This window comes from Actinacidiphila glaucinigra (genome assembly GCF_035918135.1).
GTDB classification, from domain to species: domain Bacteria; phylum Actinomycetota; class Actinomycetes; order Streptomycetales; family Streptomycetaceae; genus Actinacidiphila; species Actinacidiphila glaucinigra.
This window is the reverse complement of record NZ_CP109144.1, coordinates 455,049-471,381: the sequence shown is the minus strand read 5'-3', so window position 1 is coordinate 471,381 and position 16,333 is coordinate 455,049. Positions and strand designations below refer to the sequence as shown.

General features: G+C 69.4%; 17 protein-coding genes and 1 pseudogene. 10 read left to right on the top strand and 8 right to left on the bottom strand.

Annotation, left to right across the window (positions count from 1 at the left end):
* Position 1 precedes the first annotated feature (1 nt).
* The 5 genes from OIE69_RS02100 to OIE69_RS02080 are packed head-to-tail and all read left to right on the top strand — an operon-like array spanning position 2 to position 4,241.
* Entirely contained in the window at positions 2–955 is a 954-nt protein-coding gene (locus tag OIE69_RS02100) for a carbohydrate ABC transporter permease (RefSeq protein WP_326570204.1), read from the top strand.
* A gap of 2 nt (positions 956–957) precedes the next feature.
* On the top strand, positions 958–1,860 hold the full coding sequence (locus tag OIE69_RS02095; RefSeq protein ID WP_326570203.1) for a carbohydrate ABC transporter permease: 903 nt from the start codon (positions 958–960) through the stop codon (positions 1,858–1,860).
* Positions 1,861–1,891: 31 nt separating this feature from the next.
* The gene (locus tag OIE69_RS02090) at positions 1,892–3,073 is read left to right on the top strand and encodes a mandelate racemase/muconate lactonizing enzyme family protein (protein ID WP_326570202.1); all 1,182 of its coding nucleotides are present in this window, start codon (positions 1,892–1,894) and stop codon (positions 3,071–3,073) included.
* Positions 3,070–3,408 carry an L-rhamnose mutarotase gene (locus OIE69_RS02085; protein WP_326570201.1) on the top strand — a complete coding sequence of 113 codons (339 nt, stop codon included), beginning with the start codon at positions 3,070–3,072 and terminating at the stop codon, positions 3,406–3,408. Before OIE69_RS02090 ends, OIE69_RS02085 begins: the two co-directional genes overlap by 4 nt.
* Positions 3,405–4,241 carry an amidohydrolase family protein gene (locus tag OIE69_RS02080; protein WP_326570200.1) on the top strand — a complete coding sequence of 279 codons (837 nt, stop codon included), beginning with the start codon at positions 3,405–3,407 and terminating at the stop codon, positions 4,239–4,241. Before OIE69_RS02085 ends, OIE69_RS02080 begins: the two co-directional genes overlap by 4 nt.
* On the opposite strand, the gene OIE69_RS02075 is transcribed toward OIE69_RS02080, so the two are convergent.
* From OIE69_RS02075 to OIE69_RS02040, 8 genes and pseudogenes are all read right to left on the bottom strand, one after another.
* Positions 4,226–5,008 (bottom strand): FadR/GntR family transcriptional regulator, encoded by a 783-nt coding sequence (locus OIE69_RS02075; RefSeq protein ID WP_326570199.1) that lies wholly within the window; start codon positions 5,006–5,008, stop codon positions 4,226–4,228. The two genes, OIE69_RS02080 and OIE69_RS02075, sit on opposite strands and share 16 nt — an antisense overlap.
* Positions 5,009–5,099: 91 nt before the next feature.
* Positions 5,100–5,975, bottom strand: a complete 876-nt coding sequence (gene larE / locus OIE69_RS02070) for an ATP-dependent sacrificial sulfur transferase LarE (RefSeq protein ID WP_326580914.1) — start codon at positions 5,973–5,975, stop codon at positions 5,100–5,102.
* On the bottom strand, positions 5,965–6,267 hold the full coding sequence (locus tag OIE69_RS02065) for a nickel-dependent lactate racemase family protein (RefSeq protein WP_326580912.1): 303 nt from the start codon (positions 6,265–6,267) through the stop codon (positions 5,965–5,967). Before OIE69_RS02065 ends, larE begins: the two co-directional genes overlap by 11 nt.
* A gap of 299 nt (positions 6,268–6,566) precedes the next feature.
* A pseudogene (locus tag OIE69_RS02060) lies at positions 6,567–7,133 on the bottom strand (lactate racemase domain-containing protein); the annotation flags it as partial.
* A complete protein-coding gene (locus OIE69_RS02055; RefSeq protein ID WP_326570198.1) occupies positions 7,130–8,083 on the bottom strand; it encodes an amidohydrolase family protein in 954 nt (317 codons plus the stop codon). The pseudogene OIE69_RS02060 and the gene OIE69_RS02055, both read right to left, overlap by 4 nt.
* A complete protein-coding gene (locus OIE69_RS02050; protein WP_326570197.1) occupies positions 8,080–9,069 on the bottom strand; it encodes an aldo/keto reductase in 990 nt (329 codons plus the stop codon). Before OIE69_RS02050 ends, OIE69_RS02055 begins: the two co-directional genes overlap by 4 nt.
* Positions 9,069–9,362: a hypothetical protein gene (locus tag OIE69_RS02045; protein ID WP_326570196.1), complete on the bottom strand. Its 294-nt coding sequence runs from the start codon at positions 9,360–9,362 to the stop codon at positions 9,069–9,071. Before OIE69_RS02045 ends, OIE69_RS02050 begins: the two co-directional genes overlap by 1 nt.
* An 86-nt stretch (positions 9,363–9,448) precedes the next feature.
* Positions 9,449–10,168 (bottom strand): FadR/GntR family transcriptional regulator, encoded by a 720-nt coding sequence (locus tag OIE69_RS02040; protein ID WP_326570195.1) that lies wholly within the window; start codon positions 10,166–10,168, stop codon positions 9,449–9,451.
* 304 nt (positions 10,169–10,472) lie between these two features.
* Between OIE69_RS02040 and OIE69_RS02035 the strand changes: the two genes are divergently transcribed.
* From OIE69_RS02035 to OIE69_RS02015, 5 genes are all read left to right on the top strand, one after another.
* Positions 10,473–11,780, top strand: a complete 1,308-nt coding sequence (locus tag OIE69_RS02035) for an enolase C-terminal domain-like protein (RefSeq protein WP_326570194.1) — start codon at positions 10,473–10,475, stop codon at positions 11,778–11,780.
* Complete coding sequence (locus OIE69_RS02030) at positions 11,777–12,535, top strand: SDR family NAD(P)-dependent oxidoreductase (RefSeq protein WP_326570193.1); 759 nt, start codon at positions 11,777–11,779, stop codon at positions 12,533–12,535. Before OIE69_RS02035 ends, OIE69_RS02030 begins: the two co-directional genes overlap by 4 nt.
* Before the next feature lie 92 nt (positions 12,536–12,627).
* Complete coding sequence (locus OIE69_RS02025) at positions 12,628–13,698, top strand: sugar ABC transporter substrate-binding protein (protein ID WP_326570192.1); 1,071 nt, start codon at positions 12,628–12,630, stop codon at positions 13,696–13,698.
* A gap of 20 nt (positions 13,699–13,718) precedes the next feature.
* On the top strand, positions 13,719–15,227 hold the full coding sequence (locus OIE69_RS02020; RefSeq protein WP_326570191.1) for a sugar ABC transporter ATP-binding protein: 1,509 nt from the start codon (positions 13,719–13,721) through the stop codon (positions 15,225–15,227).
* Positions 15,220–16,281, top strand: a complete 1,062-nt coding sequence (locus tag OIE69_RS02015) for an ABC transporter permease (protein WP_326570190.1) — start codon at positions 15,220–15,222, stop codon at positions 16,279–16,281. Before OIE69_RS02020 ends, OIE69_RS02015 begins: the two co-directional genes overlap by 8 nt.
* The last annotated feature ends 52 nt before the right edge of the window (positions 16,282–16,333 follow it).

Below are 16,333 nucleotides of genomic sequence, written 5' to 3'. Positions count from 1 at the left end.
CATGACCCTCGCTCCTCCGAGTGGCCGGCCGGCCGTCGACGCCTCGGGGCGTCGGCGGTCGGGCCGGGGCAGCGGCCGGCCGGCCGGCCGCGCCTTCGCTCGCAGTCCGATCGGCTATCTCTTCGTCTCGCCCTACGCGTTGTTCACCATTGCCTTCGGGATCGTCCCTTCGCTCTACGCAGTACTCCTGGCGTTCACGAATACCGACGGTGGATTCGCGGGCTTCGACAACTTCACCAAGGTCGTCGGCGACTTCCGGTTCTGGCCGGCCGTGTTCCACGTGACCACCTATCTCCTCATGTGGCTCCTCGCGCTGGTCGTCTTCGTCGTCGGCCTGGCGCTGGTGGTCCACGCCGTCAGCGTGCGGTGGGTGAGCACGAGCCTGCGCTTCGTCTACTACCTGCCCGGCGCGCTCGCGGGCGCGTCCAGCGTCCTGTTGTGGCTCTTCGTCCTCGATCCGACGGCGAGCCCGGTCAGCGGTCTGCTCAGGGCGATGGGGTTCGAGAGCTTCGTGCAGGTGATCCAGCCCGGCCACCTTCCGGCGATCTTCGCGATCATCGCGTTCTGGACCGGAGCCGGCGGGTGGATCATCATCATGTACGGCGCCCTCAACAACATCAGCACCGACGTGATCGAGGCCGCCCGCATCGACGGTGCGAACGCCGTCCAGATCGCGCTTCGGATCCAGCTCCCGATGCTGCGCAAGTGGGTCGCGTACATGGGCGTCATGTCGCTCGCGGCCGGCACCCAGCTGTTCGTCGAGCCGCAGCTGCTCAGCCAGGCCAGCAACGCGGTGGTGCCCAACGACTACTCGCTCAACCAGCTGGCCTACCAGTACGCGTTCCAGCAGAACGACTTCAACGGCGCGGCCGCGATCTCGTTGATCCTGCTGGTCGTCGCGCTCCTGCTGTCCTGGGTGTTCGTGACCCGCGGTGGCCTCTTCGAGAAGGAATGACCATGAGAGCACTCTCCGCCGAACGCCGCCGGCCGCGCCTCAGCGGGTGGAGCGGGCGGTCCATCGCCGGCGTCCTGCTCGTCGTCTTCGTCCTGTTCTTCGCCGTCCCGATCGTCTGGCTGCTCCTCGCGGTCACGAAGTCCTCGAAGGCGCTCGTCGTCGCCGATCCGTTCTCGTTCGGGTCGTGGTCGGACTTCGTCGTCAACTGGCACCAGCTGTTCGACTTCCAGGACGGTGCGGTGACGACCTGGATCGGGAACTCCGCGCTGTACGCCATCGGCGCTCTGGTGATCACGCTCCTCGTGAGCATCCCCGCCGGCTACGCGCTCGCGCTCACGGAGTTCAGGCTTCGGCAGGCGCTGCTCGTGCTGACACTCGTCGTCATGCTGATCCCCAGCACCGCACTGGTACTGCCCATCTTCCTCGAACTGAACAGCGTCGGTCTGATCGGGAGCCCGCTGTCGGTGATCCTGCCCATGTCGTTCTTCCCGTTCGGCGTCTATCTCACCTACATCTACTTCTCGACCAGCATCCCTCGTGACATCCTCGCGGCCGCACGCATCGACGGCTGCAACGGGTTCCAGGTCTTCACCCGGGTCGCCCTTCCGCTGGCCGCCCCGATCGTCGCCCTGGTGGCGTTCTTCAGCTTCGTGCAGAACTGGAACAACTTCTTCCTCCCGTTCGTGATGCTGCCCTCGAGCGACGGCTACCCGATCCAGGTCGGGCTCACCTCGCTTCTGGCGTCAACCCCGGCTTTCAATCCCAGCTCCGCGGGATCCGACTCCGTTCAGCTGCCCACCCTGGCGCTGGGAACGATCGTGTCGATCCTGCCCGTCCTGGTCGTCTTCCTGTTCTCCCAGCGATTCCTGGTCGCGGGCATGACAGCAGGAGGAACCAAGGAATGACCGCTCGCACCTGCAAGGAGAACCACCGCCGATGAAGATCACCGGGTACCGCAGTCTGAGTACCGTTCACGACTGGGGCAGAATCACCGGGGACGTCAACGGTGTCCAGCCCGGCCACTCCACGCCGGTCCCCGTCCTCATCATCGAGACCGACACCGGAATCGAGGGAGTGGGCCTCGGGTCCCACGCCGACATCGCCCGTGTCTTCCCCGCGATCGAGGGCGATGACCCGCGGTCGGTCACGGCGCTCTACGACCGGATGCTCGACTGGGTGTTCAAGGCCGGTCACTCGGGATCCACCTTCGGCACCATCGGCGCCGTCGACATGGCCCTCTGGGACATCAAGGCCAAGGCCGCCGACGAGCCGCTCTGGCGGACTCTCGGGGCCCGCGAGCGCTTCGTCCCCGGCTACGCGTCGGGTCTCGAGTACGGCCTGACCGAGGACGAACTCGTCGACCTCTACGGCCGGTTCGCGGATCGCGGGTTCAAGGCGGGCAAGCTCAAAGGCGGCCGCGACCTCGACCGCGACCTGCCCCGGCTGGAGATCATGCGCGACGTTCTCAGCCGCAACTCCCGTCGGCCGGCGCTGATGTTCGACGCCAACGAGTCGTGGAACCACGCCCAGGCGGCCCGGTATGTCGCGGCCATCGAGCAGCGCATGGACCTCACCTGGGTGGAGGAACCGCTGCGCCGGTGGGATGCGGCAGGCATGGCCACGCTGCGCGGGAAGGTGCGCGCGGCGATCGCAAGCGGCGAGAACCTGACCGGGCTGGAGCAGTACCGCCCCCTGCTGGACGCCAACGCGGTCGACATCGTGCAGGTCGGCAACGTGTGGGGGATCACCCACTTCCTCCGCGTCGCGACGCTCGCACACGCCCACGATCTGCCGGTGAGCCCCGTCGCGTACAACGCGAATCCGGTGGCACACGCCGCCGCCGCCGTGCCGAACCATCTGGCCTTCGAAGTCCAGGATCTCGTCTTTCCCGTCGGTCTGGACGTCGACCAGCAGTTCGACGACGGAGGCATCGTCCTGGGCGATCGCCCAGGCATCGGGATCGTGGTCGACGAGTCCCGGATGTCACCGGCGGGCGCCGCGACGCCCGGGCCCGCGGCGACCGGACCGCACATCCGGCCCGAACGGGCCGCCCTGCGGCTGGTGGCCGAGCCGGACGTGCTGGACGACCCGTCCTACCGCGGAGGCCGACTCTCGTGACCGGTCGACCTGAGCGCAGGGCCTTGGTCGTGGGTGTGCGGCCCGACAAGCGCGAGGAGTACCTGGCGCTGCACCGTGCCGTGTGGCCGGGCGTCGAGCGAAAGCTCACCGAATGCAACATGCGCAACTACAGCATCTTCATCTTCGGCGACATCCTGTTCGCCTACTACGAGTACGTCGGCGAGGACCACGAGGCGGACATGCGACGGATCGCCGACGACCCGGTCTCGCAGGAATGGTGGACGCACACCGACCCGTGCCAGGTGAGGATCGCGGAGGAGCGTGATCCCGGTGCGCTGTGGCAGCCTGTGGAGGAAGTGTGGCACCTCGCATGACTGCACGCATCGACGCCCACGTGCACCTGTGGAATCGGGCCGTGGACCCGCAGGACTGGATCGACGCGGAGACCATGGCGCCGATCGCCCGCGACTTCGGCGCCTGCGATCTGAGCGGGATGCTGGACTCGACCGGACTCGACGGTGCCGTGGTCGTGCAGTCGAGCAACAGCCTCGACGAGAGCATCCGGCTCGCCGAGCTGGACTCATCGGCCATCGCCGGCCTCGTCGCGTGGGTCGACCTCGCGGCGGAGGTCGGACCTCAGCTCGACCGGATCCGCGAGCACGCCGCCGCCCCCGTCGTCGGGGTACGGCATCTGGCCCACATCGACCCGGACCCGGAGTGGATGATGCGCGAGGAGATCAGCTCGGGCCTCGCCGTACTCGAGCGTGAGGGGCTCTGCTTCGACCTCGTCGTGCGTGAGTGGCAGCTCCCGCAGGCAACTCGTCTGGCCGCGCGCCACAGCGGACTCCGCTTCGTGCTCGATCACCTGGGCGGTCCGCCCGGGCCCGGGCAGCACAGAAGCATGTGGGCGTCGCGACTGCGGGAGCTCGCGCGGCAGCCGAACGTCGTCGCGAAGGTCTCGGGACTCACTTCGGGCCTCGCCCCCGGATCATGGCGTGCAGCCGATCTCGCCGACCCGGTGACGATCGCCCTGGGATCCTTCGGAGCTGAGCGTCTGCTCTACGGCTCCGACTGGCCGTTGGCTGAACTCGGCGGGGGAGCGGCGCCCTGGAAGTCCGCTCTGGAAACCCTGCTCGACGGGCTCTCCGCCTCGGAACGCGCACGTGTGTTCGGCGGCAACGCCGCCGACGTCTACTCGCTCTCCTGAGCGGCTGCCCGGCCGCGCGCCCGTGGCGCGTGGTCGGGCAGCCGACGACGCTCCCACGAGGTGTGGATGTGATCGTGCATCGCCTTCTGGGCCGCGGCGACGTCCTTCCTCGAGATGGCCTCGACGATCGCCGCGTGTTCCTTCAGTGTCAGTGCGACCGCGTCAGGGGGGTCGATGCCCTGGTAGCGGCTGGACTCCGTGGCGCGCTTGTACAGATGCTTGGCGATGTTCTCCGCCAGCCGGTTGCCGGAGATCTCCATGAGCGCGTAGTGGAACACCACATCCGCCTGCCGGAAGGAGTCCGTCTCGGACTCGCTTTCACGCATCGTGGTCAACGCGTTCTCCAGCCTCCTCAATCCATCTGCGCTGCGAGAAGTGGCAACCGCTCCCGCCATCGCCGACTCGAGGCTCGCCCGCACGATCGTCAGCTCGTCAAGGACGCCGAGCGTCGCGTCGTTGTCGATCAACGCGGACAGCACCACCGGATCGAGCATGTTCCAGTACCCCGGCGCCCGCACCTGGGTGCCGCGGCCCTGGGAAACGATCACCAGGCCCTTCTCCTCGAGCCGCTTCACCGATTCACGCAGCACCGTGCGACTCACGCCGAAGTGTTCGCTGAGCGGACCCTCCGGGGGCAGCAACGCGCCTTCCTTCAACTGGCCCGTCACGATGAGGTCGACGAGCTCGGCGACGACTGCAACACCCAAGCGGCCTGCGGGTAGGCGTGGCGGGAACAGGCGGTTCGAGGGCTGCGACTCGGATGGCATACGTATGACCTTATCGCTCAATCAATCTGCGGTCGAAGAGGTTCATGGTTCACGACATGTCGTCGATGTCACGTCCGGGTCGCGGAGGCGTTCACGACGGACAAATTCGAAGTGGTCGGCAGCGGCATGCCGAGTGGGGCCTGAACCCCGGCGCCCGCCGGTGCGGGCCGGACTGCCGGCCGCGCAGGCCGCGCAGGCCGGCGAAGTCCGCTTCCGCGAGCGTTCCCGCGAGGCCCGGCAATGCCGCGATGCGGGCGACGAAGGGCGGATCCACCTCGATGCGGGTCCGGTCTCCGAGGTCGCGGACGCGGAGGTCTCTCACGTGCACTCCGGCCCCGGCCGTCAGCGCGCGAACGGCCGTTTCCGCGCGATCGATGCGGGCCAGGCGGTAGGAGGTGACTTCGACGCCGTAGCGGACACGGCTGGCGAGGCAGGGGGTCGCGGGTTTGTCCCAGGTGGGCAGCGACCAATGTTCGCTGAGGCGGCGTACGTCCGCCTTCGTCAGGCGGGCGTCGAGGAGCGGTGTCCGGATGCCGCGTTCCCACCCGGCGCGGATGCCCGGACGGTGGGGATCCACTGCGTCATCGGCATTGGTGCCGGTGGCCACGACACCGAAGCCGTGGTCGTGCGCGAGCGCGGTGATGGTGTCCAGAACCTCGGACTTGCAGAAGTAGCAGCGGTCGGGGCCGTTGGCCCGGTATCCGGGTCGGGACAACTCGTTCGTGTGCGGCGCGAGATGGATGATCCCGAGGTCGTCGGCGAGTCGCCTCGCACGGGACAGCTCACCGTCGGCCAGGCTCTCCGAGACGGCGGTGACGGTCAGGACGCGCTCGGGCCCGAGCGCCCGCGCGGCCGCGGCGAGGACCAGGGCGGAGTCGACCCCGCCCGAGTAGGCGACGGCGATGGAACCCCCGAGCGCGCGCACGCGGTTCAGCAGTCGCCGCTCCAGGGTGTCGTCACTGCGCACCGTGCAGGTGGGCCGCGGCCAGCTCCTCGTCACTGAGGAAGGAGGTGTGCATGATGACCCGGCTTCGCGACTGTATGCGGGCCTGGATCTGCACCTGCCACTGGTCCGGAATCGTCTCGGTGCGCGCGGAGATCTCGTCGACGAGCGCCTGCGGGGAGGGGGCCGAGGCCAGAACCCGGCGGTAGGAGCCGTGGTCGGGGAAACCGTCACGGCACTCGGCCGCGCACACGATCGTCCCTCCGGGGCGGACCACCTGGTGGGCCGCCGACATCCCCTTGACCGCCTGGTACAGGTTCTGGTCCAGCGGGCAGCCGGAGTTGGTGGTGACGACGACGTCGACGGTGCCTGTACCGGGCGCATCGCCATGCGTGCGGCCGTGGCCGTCGCGGCGGCGTGCATCGGCAGCAGATCGCCGCCGAACGCCGCGACGACGTCCTTGTCGCGGTTGAGCACCACGTCGAACGCGAAGGTGACGCCCGTGGCCTCCGCGATGGCGCGCACGTCGTCGTGAACCGGGTTTCCGTGGGTGATGCCCCAGGTGGCGCGTGGATCGCCGATCCGTGCCGCGTCATGCAGCACGAGTACGGTCTCGAGCCCCGCCAGGCCGGGGGCGACGAGTTTCGGGCCGCCGGAGAAACCGGCGAAGAAATGGGGTTCGACGAAGCCGGTGGTGATCCGGACGTCCGCCTGCACCCATTCCCGGTTGAGCCACACCGGTACGCCGTCGCCGTACCTGCCCATCCATGTCAGCTGCGCGGTGTCGCGGGTGTCCTGGTTGACGATCCTCACCGTGTCGGCGATCTCGTCGCCGAACATCGTCCGGAGCTCGGACGCGTCGTTGCCGCGGTGGGTGCCCGTCGCCACGAGGATCACGACGTCCTCCCTGCGGACGACGCCGTCCAGCTCGTCCAGCACGGCCGGGATCATCAGGTGCCGGGGCTGCAGCCGAGTGCCGTCGCAGGCCGAGATGGCCACCGTCTGCCCCGGGCGTACTCCCTCGGCCAGCGGGGGCCCGGCGACCGGCTCGCGCAGGGCCGCGCGCAGGACGGCCGCCTGGTCGGCGGCCGCCGCGTGGTGGACGGGCTGGACGACGGTGGCCCTGTGCGGATCGACGTCGATGTCGAGCCCTGACTGCCCGTAGGCGAGGCGTACCTTCACCGGGTTGCCTCCGCGGCCTCCTCGTCCTCGGCCCGTCCTCGACGGGGGCGCTCGTCCAGGCGGTAGGCGCGTTCCGCCGTCGTGCCGAAGACGTGGCAGCGCTCGGCCTCGGTGAGGCCCGCCGTCAGTGCCTCCGCCGCGCCGACGACCTCCTCGTACGAGGCTGCCAGCAGGCAGACCGGCCAGTCGGAGCCGAACATCACGCGCTCGGGGCCGAAGGCGTCGAGCACGACGTCGACGTAGGGACGCAGGGCTGCCACGTTCCAGTGGCGCAGGTCGGCCTCGGTGACCATGCCGGAAAGCTTGCAGAACACGTTCGGACGCGCTGCCAGTTCGCGGATCAGCGAGGCCCAGGGCTGCAGTTCACCGGCGTCGATGGGGGGCTTCGACAGATGGTCGAGTACGAAGGTGAGTTCCGGCAGCTCCCGTACGGCCTCGATGGCCGCGGGGAGTTGATGCGGACGGACGAGCAGGTCGTAGGCGAGGTTCGTCCGCGCGACCAGGCGCAGACCTCGCTGTACGTCCGGCCGGTTCAGCCAGCGGGGGTCCCGCTCGTCCTGGACGAGGTGCCGTGTGCCCACGAGGAGTTCACCGCCTGGCGCCGCCCGCAGGGCGTCCAGCGTATGCGGGAGGCGGTCCGACGTGAGGTCGACCCAGCCCACGACGCCTGCGACGGTCCCAGCCGTGGAGGCCAGGGTCAGGAAGTCCTCGGTCTCGTCGGTGTCGGGCAGTACCTGGACCAGGATCGTACGGTCGATGCCCGCCGCCAGGGCCAGTGGCGCCAGGTCCTCCAAGGTGAAGTCCCGCCGCACCGAGGCCATGCCGGGTTCGTCGAGCCAGGCGTGCACACGACGCTGTGGACCGGGACCGGGACCGGGGGAGGGGGAGGGGGACGTGGACGGGGCCGAGGCGGGTCGCCAGACGTGGTGGTGTGCGTCGATCCTGCTCATGGTTCCTCCGCTTGCAGGACGTCGAGCTCCGGCCACAGCTCTTCGGGTATGGCCGTCGAGGCGTGCGCGGCGTTCACGGTGATCTCCTGCGCGCTGCGCGCCCCGACGACGACACCGGTGACGGCCGGGTGGCGCAGCGGGAACCGCAGTGCGGCCGCGGCGAGCGGGACACCGTATTCGGCGCAGCGCTCACCGAGGGCGAGAGCGCGGCGGAGGACCGCTTCCGGAGCCGGCGCGTAGTCGTACATGGCGTCCGGCGCGAGGTTCGCGAGGATGCCGCTGTTGAAGACACCACCGACCAGGACGCCTACCTCGCGTGCGGCACAGGCGGGCAGTAGTTCGTCGGCCGCGCTGCGGTCGAGCAGTGAGTAGCGGCCGGCCACGAGGACGCAGTCGAGGTCGGTCTCGGTCACGAAACGGGTGAGCATCGCCGTCTGGTTCATGCCCGCGCCGATCGCCCTGACGGCTCCTTCGTCGCGAAGCCGGGCCAGCGCCGGGTAGGCACCGCTCACGGCCTGCTCCCAGCAGTCGTCCGGGTCGTGGATGAAGACGACGTCGAAGGCGTCGAGACCGGAGCGCTCCAGGCTTTCGACGAGTGACCGGTAAACCCCTTCGGCACTGTAGTCCCGGACCCTGACGAGGCCGGGTGCGCCGTGGAAGGCCTCGTCTCCGGGGGCCGATTCCCCTGGTACGAGGAGCCGGCCGACCTTGGTGGACACCGTGGTCTGCGCGCGCGGGTGCCCGGCCCCGGTGAGGAACGCGCCGAGTCGGCGCTCGGCGAGTCCGGCACCGTAGTGCGGGGCGGTGTCGAAGTATCGGATCCCGGCCGCCCAGGCGGCCTCCAGCGTCTCGGTGGCCTGCCGGCCGCCGACAGCCGAGAAGAGGCCGCCCAGCGGCGCGGTGCCGAGCCCGATACGGCTGACGCTCACGCCGGAGCGTCCCAGCGGCACCCGTTCGGCGTACCACGGCCGGGTCGCGGAGGACATCACGCCCGCCCGAGGACGAGCCGGTGACGGCTGGGTCGGTCGAGCTTCGCCTCGACGACGTAGCCGGCGTGCGGGTGGGCGAAGTCGTCGGGGCCCATGGCCGGGGCGTGATCCACGTGGTTGAGCCCGGTGAGTGGGAGTCCTCCATCGGCCAGGGCGGTTCGGCGGCGATCCGTGACGTCGCCGGCCGGGTCGACGCCGGCGGTGAGCGGTGCCGGGCCGTGGGCGGCTCTTTCGGCGCCGAGGACGGTGGGACGCCCGAAGTCCGCGGTACCGACGCGCGGGGATCTCATCCGGTCGCTCCTCGCTGATGAAACGTGCAGGCCGGTGGACGGCGGGGCCGTGGGCCCGGTCACGGAGCGAACGATGCCGTGCCGGGTCACTGCCGGCCCTCCGTGACGTCGCCCGGAACGCCGAAGTCTGGTTCCAGATGCTCACGCAGCCACTGTTCGGTGTTGCTGACGTGCAAGAGGGCGGCCGCCTGGGCCAGGGGGGCGTCACCGGCGGCGAGTGCCCGGTGGATCGCCTCGTGTTCGGCGACCGTCCGTCCCGCGGCGTCGTCATCGACCAGACCACGCCAGACACGGGCACGGAGTGTCCGTCCGGAGATTCCCTCCAGCAGGGTGGCGAGTGTGGCGTTGCCGGTGGCCGCGACGACGGCACGATGGAAGGCGGCGTCGTGCTCGTTGAGGAGCTCCACGTCGTCACGGGCCGCCCGCATCGCTTCCAGATGCCGTTCGACCTCCCGCAGCCCCGCGACCGAGATCCGCGTGGCGGCGAGCCCCGTGGCGATCGGTTCGAACAGCCGGCGTACCTCGGTGAGCTCCAGCAGGGTGTCGCCACGCAGCAACTCCACCGCAGAGCCGATGCTGCTCAGCAGCAACTCGGGCTCCAGACTGGTCACATACGTCCCGTCGCCCCGGCGGATCTCCAGCACCCGTGCGACAACCAGCGCTTTCACCGCTTCTCGCATGAGGTTGCGGGACAGGCCCAGCTCCGCTGCCAGCTGCTGCTCGGGCGGCAGTTTGGCACCCGGCCGCAGCTCGCCTGAGTGGATGAGGTCCCTGATGCGGTCGATCGCCTTGTCGGTCAAAGACATCCGTCTGCTCCCTGCTCGTCGCCCAAGCGGCGGCAGCGTAGCAATACATCCCATCGCTGCGGAATACATGGGATGACCCAGGCTCGCGTCCGCATGAAGGGCCGTCACATAGCTGCAGGTCGAAGGCGTATCGGAATCCTTTGCCTGTCGGGGGTATGGACAACCGTGCGGGCCGACCCTATAAATCCATCCAATGTCCGAGGCTGGTCATGACGAAGAGAACATCTCGTCGACACATGAGGACGGGTGGTTGCCATGAAGCGGGGAGTGCGCCGGAGCCTCCGAGCCGGAGGCGCCCGAAGCGATGACTGAACTGATCACCGCGGTCGAGGCGGTCGACGTGCGGTTCCCCACCTCGCGGGAGCTCGACGGTTCCGACGCCATGAATCCCGAGCCCGACTACTCCGCCGCCTATGTGACGGTCCGTACGAGTGCCGGGGGCGAGGGATACGGACTCGCCTTCACGGTGGGCCGCGGCAACGACGTCGAGGTCGCCGCCGTCCGGGCCCTGGCCCCACTGGTCGTCGGACTGCCGGTGGAGGAGGTACTGGCCGATCTCGGAGGCTTCTCGCGGCGGCTGACCGGCGACAGCCAACTGCGCTGGCTGGGCCCGGACAAGGGGGTCATCCACATGGCCGCCGCAGCCGTCGTCAACGCCGTCTGGGACCTGTACGGCCGCCGCACCGGAAAGCCGGTCTGGCGACTACTGGCAGAGCTGTCCCCGGAGCAGTTGGTCGACCTCGTCGACTTCCGCTACCTCCAGGACGCCCTCACCCGTGACGAGGCGCTGGAGATCCTGCGACGCGCCGAGCCCGGCCGCGCCCGGCGCACGGCGCACCTGCTGGAGCACGGCTACCCGGCGTACACCACGACCCCGGGCTGGCTCGGGTACGACGACGAGAAGCTGGTGCGGCTGGCCAAGGAGGCGGTCGCCGAGGGCTTCGGCCAGATCAAGCTGAAGGTCGGCGCCGATCGCGAGGCGGACGAACGCCGCATGCGGCTGGCGCGCGAGGCGGTCGGGCCGGACGTCCGGATAGCCGTCGACGCCAACCAGGCGTGGGGCGTCCAGCAGGCGATCGACTGGATGGCGTCGCTCACGCCCTACGACCCGTACTGGATCGAGGAGCCCACCTCTCCGGACGACATCCTCGGCCATGCCGCCATCCGCAGGGCACTGGCGCCGGTCAAGGTCGCCACCGGCGAACACACCCACAACCAGGTGATGTTCAAGCAGCTGCTCCAGGCGGGCTCGCTCGACGTGCTGCAGCTCGACGCCAGCCGCACCGCCGGGGTCACCGAGAACGTCGCCGTCCTGCTGCTGGCCGCCAAGTTCGGCGTCCCGGTCTGCCCGCACGCCGGCGGGGTCGGGCTGTGCGAGATGGTGCAGCATCTGGCGATGTTCGACTACGTGGCCGTCAGCGGCACCACCGAGGACCGCGTCATCGAGTACGTCGACCATCTCCACGAGCACTTCACCGACCCGGTACGCATCCGCGAGGGCCGCTACCTTGCGCCGGTCACGCCCGGCATCAGCGCCGAGCTGCACCCGCGGTCGCTGGAGGACCACCGTTTTCCCGACGGCCCCGTGTGGGGCGGGGAGGCCGGCCGATGAGCGACCCCGAGTTCACGGGTCTGAAGGCGGTCGTGCCCGGCGGCGCCTCCGGCATCGGGCCGGCCGCAGCCCGTCTGCCGGCAACCCGTGGGGCCAAGGTAGCCTGCCTCGACCTCACCCCGGCCGATGTCCCCGAACCCCTCATCGGCATCCGCGCGGACGTCGCCGACGACGCGAGCGTCCGGGTGGCCGTGGAGGAAGCGGCGCGGTTGCTCGACGGCATCGACGTCCTGGTCGACAACGCCGGAATCGGCGCCCAGGGCACGATCGAGGACAATCCTGACGAGGAGTGGCAGCGGGTCTTCGACGTCAATGTCTTCGGCATGGTGCGGGTGACCCGCGCCGCGCTGCCCCATCCGCGGCGATCCGGCAGCGCGGCCGTCGTCAACACCTGTTCCGTCGCCGCCACAGCCGGACTGCCCGACCGGGCGCTGTACTCCGCGACGAAGGGCGCTGTGCTCGCCCTGACCCGTGCGACCGCTGCCGACCTCGTGCACTCCGGCATCCGCGTGAACTGCGTCAACCCCGGCACCGCCGACACGCCGTGGATCGGCCGCCTTCTCGATAGCGCGGCCGATCCCGAAGCCGAACGCGCCGCGCTCTGCGCACGCCGGCCCATGGGCCGCCTCGTCTCCGCGGACGAAGTCGCCGCCGCCGTCGTCCACCTCGCGAGCCCGTCGTCCGGTTCGACCACCGGCACGGCTCTCGCCGTCGACGGAGGCATGGAAGGCCTGCGGATCCGCCCGCGCGCCTGACCCCTGCCCTTTCCCGGACACTCCGGCACGCCCCCCCCACGTCAGCCGGCGTACAGCCCGCCCTCGCGACCCACCGGCAAGGAGAACGAGCAATGAAGCTCAGATTCACGCGGCACGCATGCTTCGGCGGCCTCGCCGCCCTGACCGCCTTCGCACTCACCGCCTGCGGCGACCCCGGACCCGCGTCGGGCGGGGGAGGCGGTTCGACGGTCATAGGGGTCGACTACCCGCGCTCCGACACCGATTTCTGGAACTCGTACATCAAGTACACCCCGGAGTTCGCCAAGGAACTCGGGCTGAACCTTAAGACCACCAACTCGCAGAACGACGTCGCCAAGCTCACCGCCAATGCACAGACCTTCATCAGCCAGGGCGTCAAGGGAGTCGCGATGGCGCCTCAGGACACCGCGGCCATCGCGCCGACCCTGGCGCAGATGGAGGCGAAGAAGATCCCGGTCGTCACGGTGGACACCCGACCCGACACCGGCAACGTCTACATGGTGGTCCGCGCCGACAACCGCGCCTACGGCGAGAAGGCCTGCCAGTTCCTCGGCACCAAGCTGGGCGGGAAGGGCAAGGTCGTCATGCTCCAGGGCGACCTCGCCTCGATCAACGGCCGAGACCGCACCGAGGCCTTCAACGCGTGCATGAAGAAGAACTACCCCGCCATCAAGGTGCTCGGTGAAGCCACCAACTGGGACGGGGCGGTCGCGGCGCAGAAGCTCCAGACGGACCTGACGGCGCACCCCGACATCAGGGGTGTCTACATGCAGTCCAGCTTCGCGCTCGCCGGGACCCTCCAGGTGCTCAAGCAGAAGGACCTGCTGGTCGGCCCTGAGGACAAGAAGCACGTCTTCATCGTCTCCAACGACGGAATCCCCGAGGAGCTCAAGAACATCGCCGAGGGGAAGATCGACGCCACCGTCTCCCAGCCCGCCGACCTCTACGCCAAGTACGCCCTCTACTACCTCAAGGCGGCGATCGAGGGCAAGACGTTCCGGCCCGGCAAGACCGACCACGACAGCACGATCATCCAAGTCCGTGACGGCCTGTTGGAGGACCAGCTCTCCGCCCCGCTCGTGACCGCGGACGGCGGCACCTACGGCGGGGTTCCCAGCCTCAAGAGCGACGACTCGTCCCTGTGGGGCAACAACCTCGGCTGACCGGAAGGGCGGTACACACCATGGTCACGGCTCTTCCCGTCGTCCTGGCGGCAGGGCTGACGAAGCGGTTCGGGCCCACGGTCGCGCTGCACGACGCCAAAATCACGATCATGCCCGGCGAGACGCACGCGCTCGTGGGCCGCAACGGCGCGGGCAAGTCCACCCTCGTCTCCGTCCTCACCGGCCTTCAGGCACCGGACGAGGGGACGGTGGCCTTCGACGGGGTGCCGGCCCCCCGGCTCGCCGACCGGGATGCCTGGCGCAAGCGCGTGGCATGCGTCTACCAGAAGTCCACCGTCATCCCCCAGCTCACGGTCGCGGAGAACCTCTTCCTGAACCGGCACGGCAGGGGACGGGGCGGCCTGATCAGTTGGCGCACGGTCCGTGACAGGGCACGCGAGGTCCTGCAGACCTGGTCGGTGGACGTGGACGTGCGCACCCTCGCCGGCGAACTGAGCATAGAGCAGCGGCAGTTCGTGGAGATCGCCCGGGCGCTGTCGTTCGGCGCACGCTTCATCATCCTCGACGAGCCCACCGCGCAACTCGACGGAGCAGCCATCAACCGGCTGTTCGCGCGGATCCGGGAGCTCCAGCGCCAGGGCATCACCTTCCTGTTCATCAGCCACCACTTGCAGGAGGTCTACGACATCTGCGACACGGTGACCGTGCTCCGCGACGCCCGGCACATCCTTACCGCCCCCGTGGCCGAACTGCCCCGTGCCGAACTCGTGGCCGCCATGACGGGTGAGAACGCGGGCAAGGGTGGGGAAAGGCATCGTCGGCCCGTGGACACCACCTCCCCGACCGTGCTCGCGGTGGAAGGCGCGGCCGTGCAGGGAACGTACCGCGACGTGTCCTTCCGGATCCGGGCCGGGGAGATCGTCGGTCTCGCCGGCGCGGCCGGCAGCGGCCGTACCGAGGTCGCGGAGACAGTCGTCGGACTCCGCGCCGCCGAGACGGGAACGGTCCGGATCGCGGGGATCCGGCCACGGCCGGGCAGCGTCCCCGCTGCGCTGGCGGCGGGTGCCGGGTTCGTCCCGCAGGACCGCCACCACCAGGGACTCGTACCGGAGATGTCCATCGCGGACAACGGCACCCTGACCATCCCCGAACGGCTCGGCCCCCGGGGCCTCATCGACAACCGCCGCCGCGACGCCTACGCCCACTCCATGATCGACAAGCTGGCGATCAAGACGCCGGGGCCGCAGCTGCCCGTCTCCGGACTCTCGGGAGGCAACCAGCAGAAGGTCGTCATGGCCCGGGCTCTGGCCAACGGTCCGAAGGTACTGGTGCTGATCAATCCGACCGCCGGCGTGGACGTGCGGTCCAAGGAATTCCTCCTCGGCAAGGTCGAGGAGATCGCCGAGTCCGGCACCGGGGTGCTCATCGCCTCCGACGAACTCGACGACCTGCGCACGTGCGACCGGGTCCTGGTGATGTTCCAGGGCCGTGTCGTGGCCGAGCGGGCCGGAGGCTGGCACGACCACGAACTTGTGGCCGCGATGGAAGGAGTGGACCTCGATGTCTGAGAGCGCGACCGCGGCTGCCGCCAAGAACCCGGACGGCGGGCCGCCCGATGTTCCGGGCGTGCGGCCGGCCGCAGCGACAAGGAGCGGTCACAGGATCGCTCTCGCACGACTGCGCGACCTGGCGCTCGTTCCCGCGATCATCGTGATGGCGATCGTCGGCCAGCTCGTCAACCCGGTCTTCCTCCAGGCTGACAACCTGATCAACGTCCTGCAGACGATGTCCGAGATCGCACTGCTGGTCCTCGCCCAGACTCTCGTGCTGATCGTCAAGAAGATGGACCTCTCCCTGGAGTCCACCGTGGGGATCGCACCCGGCGTCGCGGCCTGGCTCACCGTCCCAGCGGGCGCGACGCACGGAATGGGCGTGCTGCCCGGCGCCTGGTCCGTGCCGGTCACGTTGACCGTGGGTCTGCTGATCGGTGTGGTCAACGCCCTGTTCATCATCCGGTTCGGGCTCAACGGCTTCATCGTGACGCTCGGCATGCTGATCGTGCTGCGCGGTGTCCTGACCGGCATCTCCGGTGGCCAGACGTTCTTCCAGCTGCCGCCGTCGATGCTCTACCTCGGCACCGCCCAGTGGGCGGGCATGCCCGCCTCGGTGTGGATCTGCCTGCTTCTGTTCGCCACCGGCATCGTGGTGCTCGGCTTCACCAGCTTCGGCCGCTCCCTGTATGCCATCGGCGGCAACGTCGACGCGGCGAAAGCGGCGGGCATCCGCACCGACCGCGTGCTGTGGACCGTCATCGTCACCGCGAGCGTGCTGGCCGCGCTGAGCGGCCTGCTGCTCTCGGGGCGCCTCGCCTCGGTGGCCTCCGCCCAGGGCAACGGCTACATCTTCACCGTCTTCGCTGCCGCGGTCATCGGCGGCATCAGCCTCAACGGCGGCAAGGGCACCATGTTCGGAGCCTTCACGGGCATCCTGCTGCTGTTCATGATCCAGAACGTCCTCACCCTCGGAGGCGTCCCCGCGCAGTGGATCGGTGCCCTCAACGGCACGATCATCCTCATCGCTCTTGCGCTGTCCCGCATCACAGGTGGCAGGGCCCAGGAATAGGAGCACTCCGGCCGGGCCGACCCGGGTGGCGGTCACCCGCGTGTGCGAACCA

Bases quoted from the DNA above. Each gene is read 5' to 3' on its own strand.
- OIE69_RS02035 (WP_326570194.1), top strand. From the start codon at position 10,473: ATGACTGAACTGATCACCGCGGTCGAGGCGGTCGACGTGCGGTTCCCC.
- OIE69_RS02045 (WP_326570196.1), bottom strand. From the start codon at position 9,362: ATGAGATCCCCGCGCGTCGGTACCGCGGACTTCGGGCGTCCCACCGTC.
- OIE69_RS02030 (WP_326570193.1), top strand. From the start codon at position 11,777: ATGAGCGACCCCGAGTTCACGGGTCTGAAGGCGGTCGTGCCCGGCGGC.
- OIE69_RS02040 (WP_326570195.1), bottom strand. From the start codon at position 10,168: ATGTCTTTGACCGACAAGGCGATCGACCGCATCAGGGACCTCATCCAC.
- OIE69_RS02055 (WP_326570198.1), bottom strand. From the start codon at position 8,083: ATGAGCAGGATCGACGCACACCACCACGTCTGGCGACCCGCCTCGGCC.
- OIE69_RS02080 (WP_326570200.1), top strand. From the start codon at position 3,405: ATGACTGCACGCATCGACGCCCACGTGCACCTGTGGAATCGGGCCGTG.
- OIE69_RS02015 (WP_326570190.1), top strand. From the start codon at position 15,220: ATGTCTGAGAGCGCGACCGCGGCTGCCGCCAAGAACCCGGACGGCGGG.
- OIE69_RS02050 (WP_326570197.1), bottom strand. From the start codon at position 9,069: ATGTCCTCCGCGACCCGGCCGTGGTACGCCGAACGGGTGCCGCTGGGA.
- OIE69_RS02020 (WP_326570191.1), top strand. From the start codon at position 13,719: ATGGTCACGGCTCTTCCCGTCGTCCTGGCGGCAGGGCTGACGAAGCGG.
- OIE69_RS02100 (WP_326570204.1), top strand. From the start codon at position 2: ATGACCCTCGCTCCTCCGAGTGGCCGGCCGGCCGTCGACGCCTCGGGG.
- OIE69_RS02090 (WP_326570202.1), top strand. From the start codon at position 1,892: ATGAAGATCACCGGGTACCGCAGTCTGAGTACCGTTCACGACTGGGGC.
- OIE69_RS02075 (WP_326570199.1), bottom strand. From the start codon at position 5,008: ATGCCATCCGAGTCGCAGCCCTCGAACCGCCTGTTCCCGCCACGCCTA.
- OIE69_RS02095 (WP_326570203.1), top strand. From the start codon at position 958: ATGAGAGCACTCTCCGCCGAACGCCGCCGGCCGCGCCTCAGCGGGTGG.
- OIE69_RS02025 (WP_326570192.1), top strand. From the start codon at position 12,628: ATGAAGCTCAGATTCACGCGGCACGCATGCTTCGGCGGCCTCGCCGCC.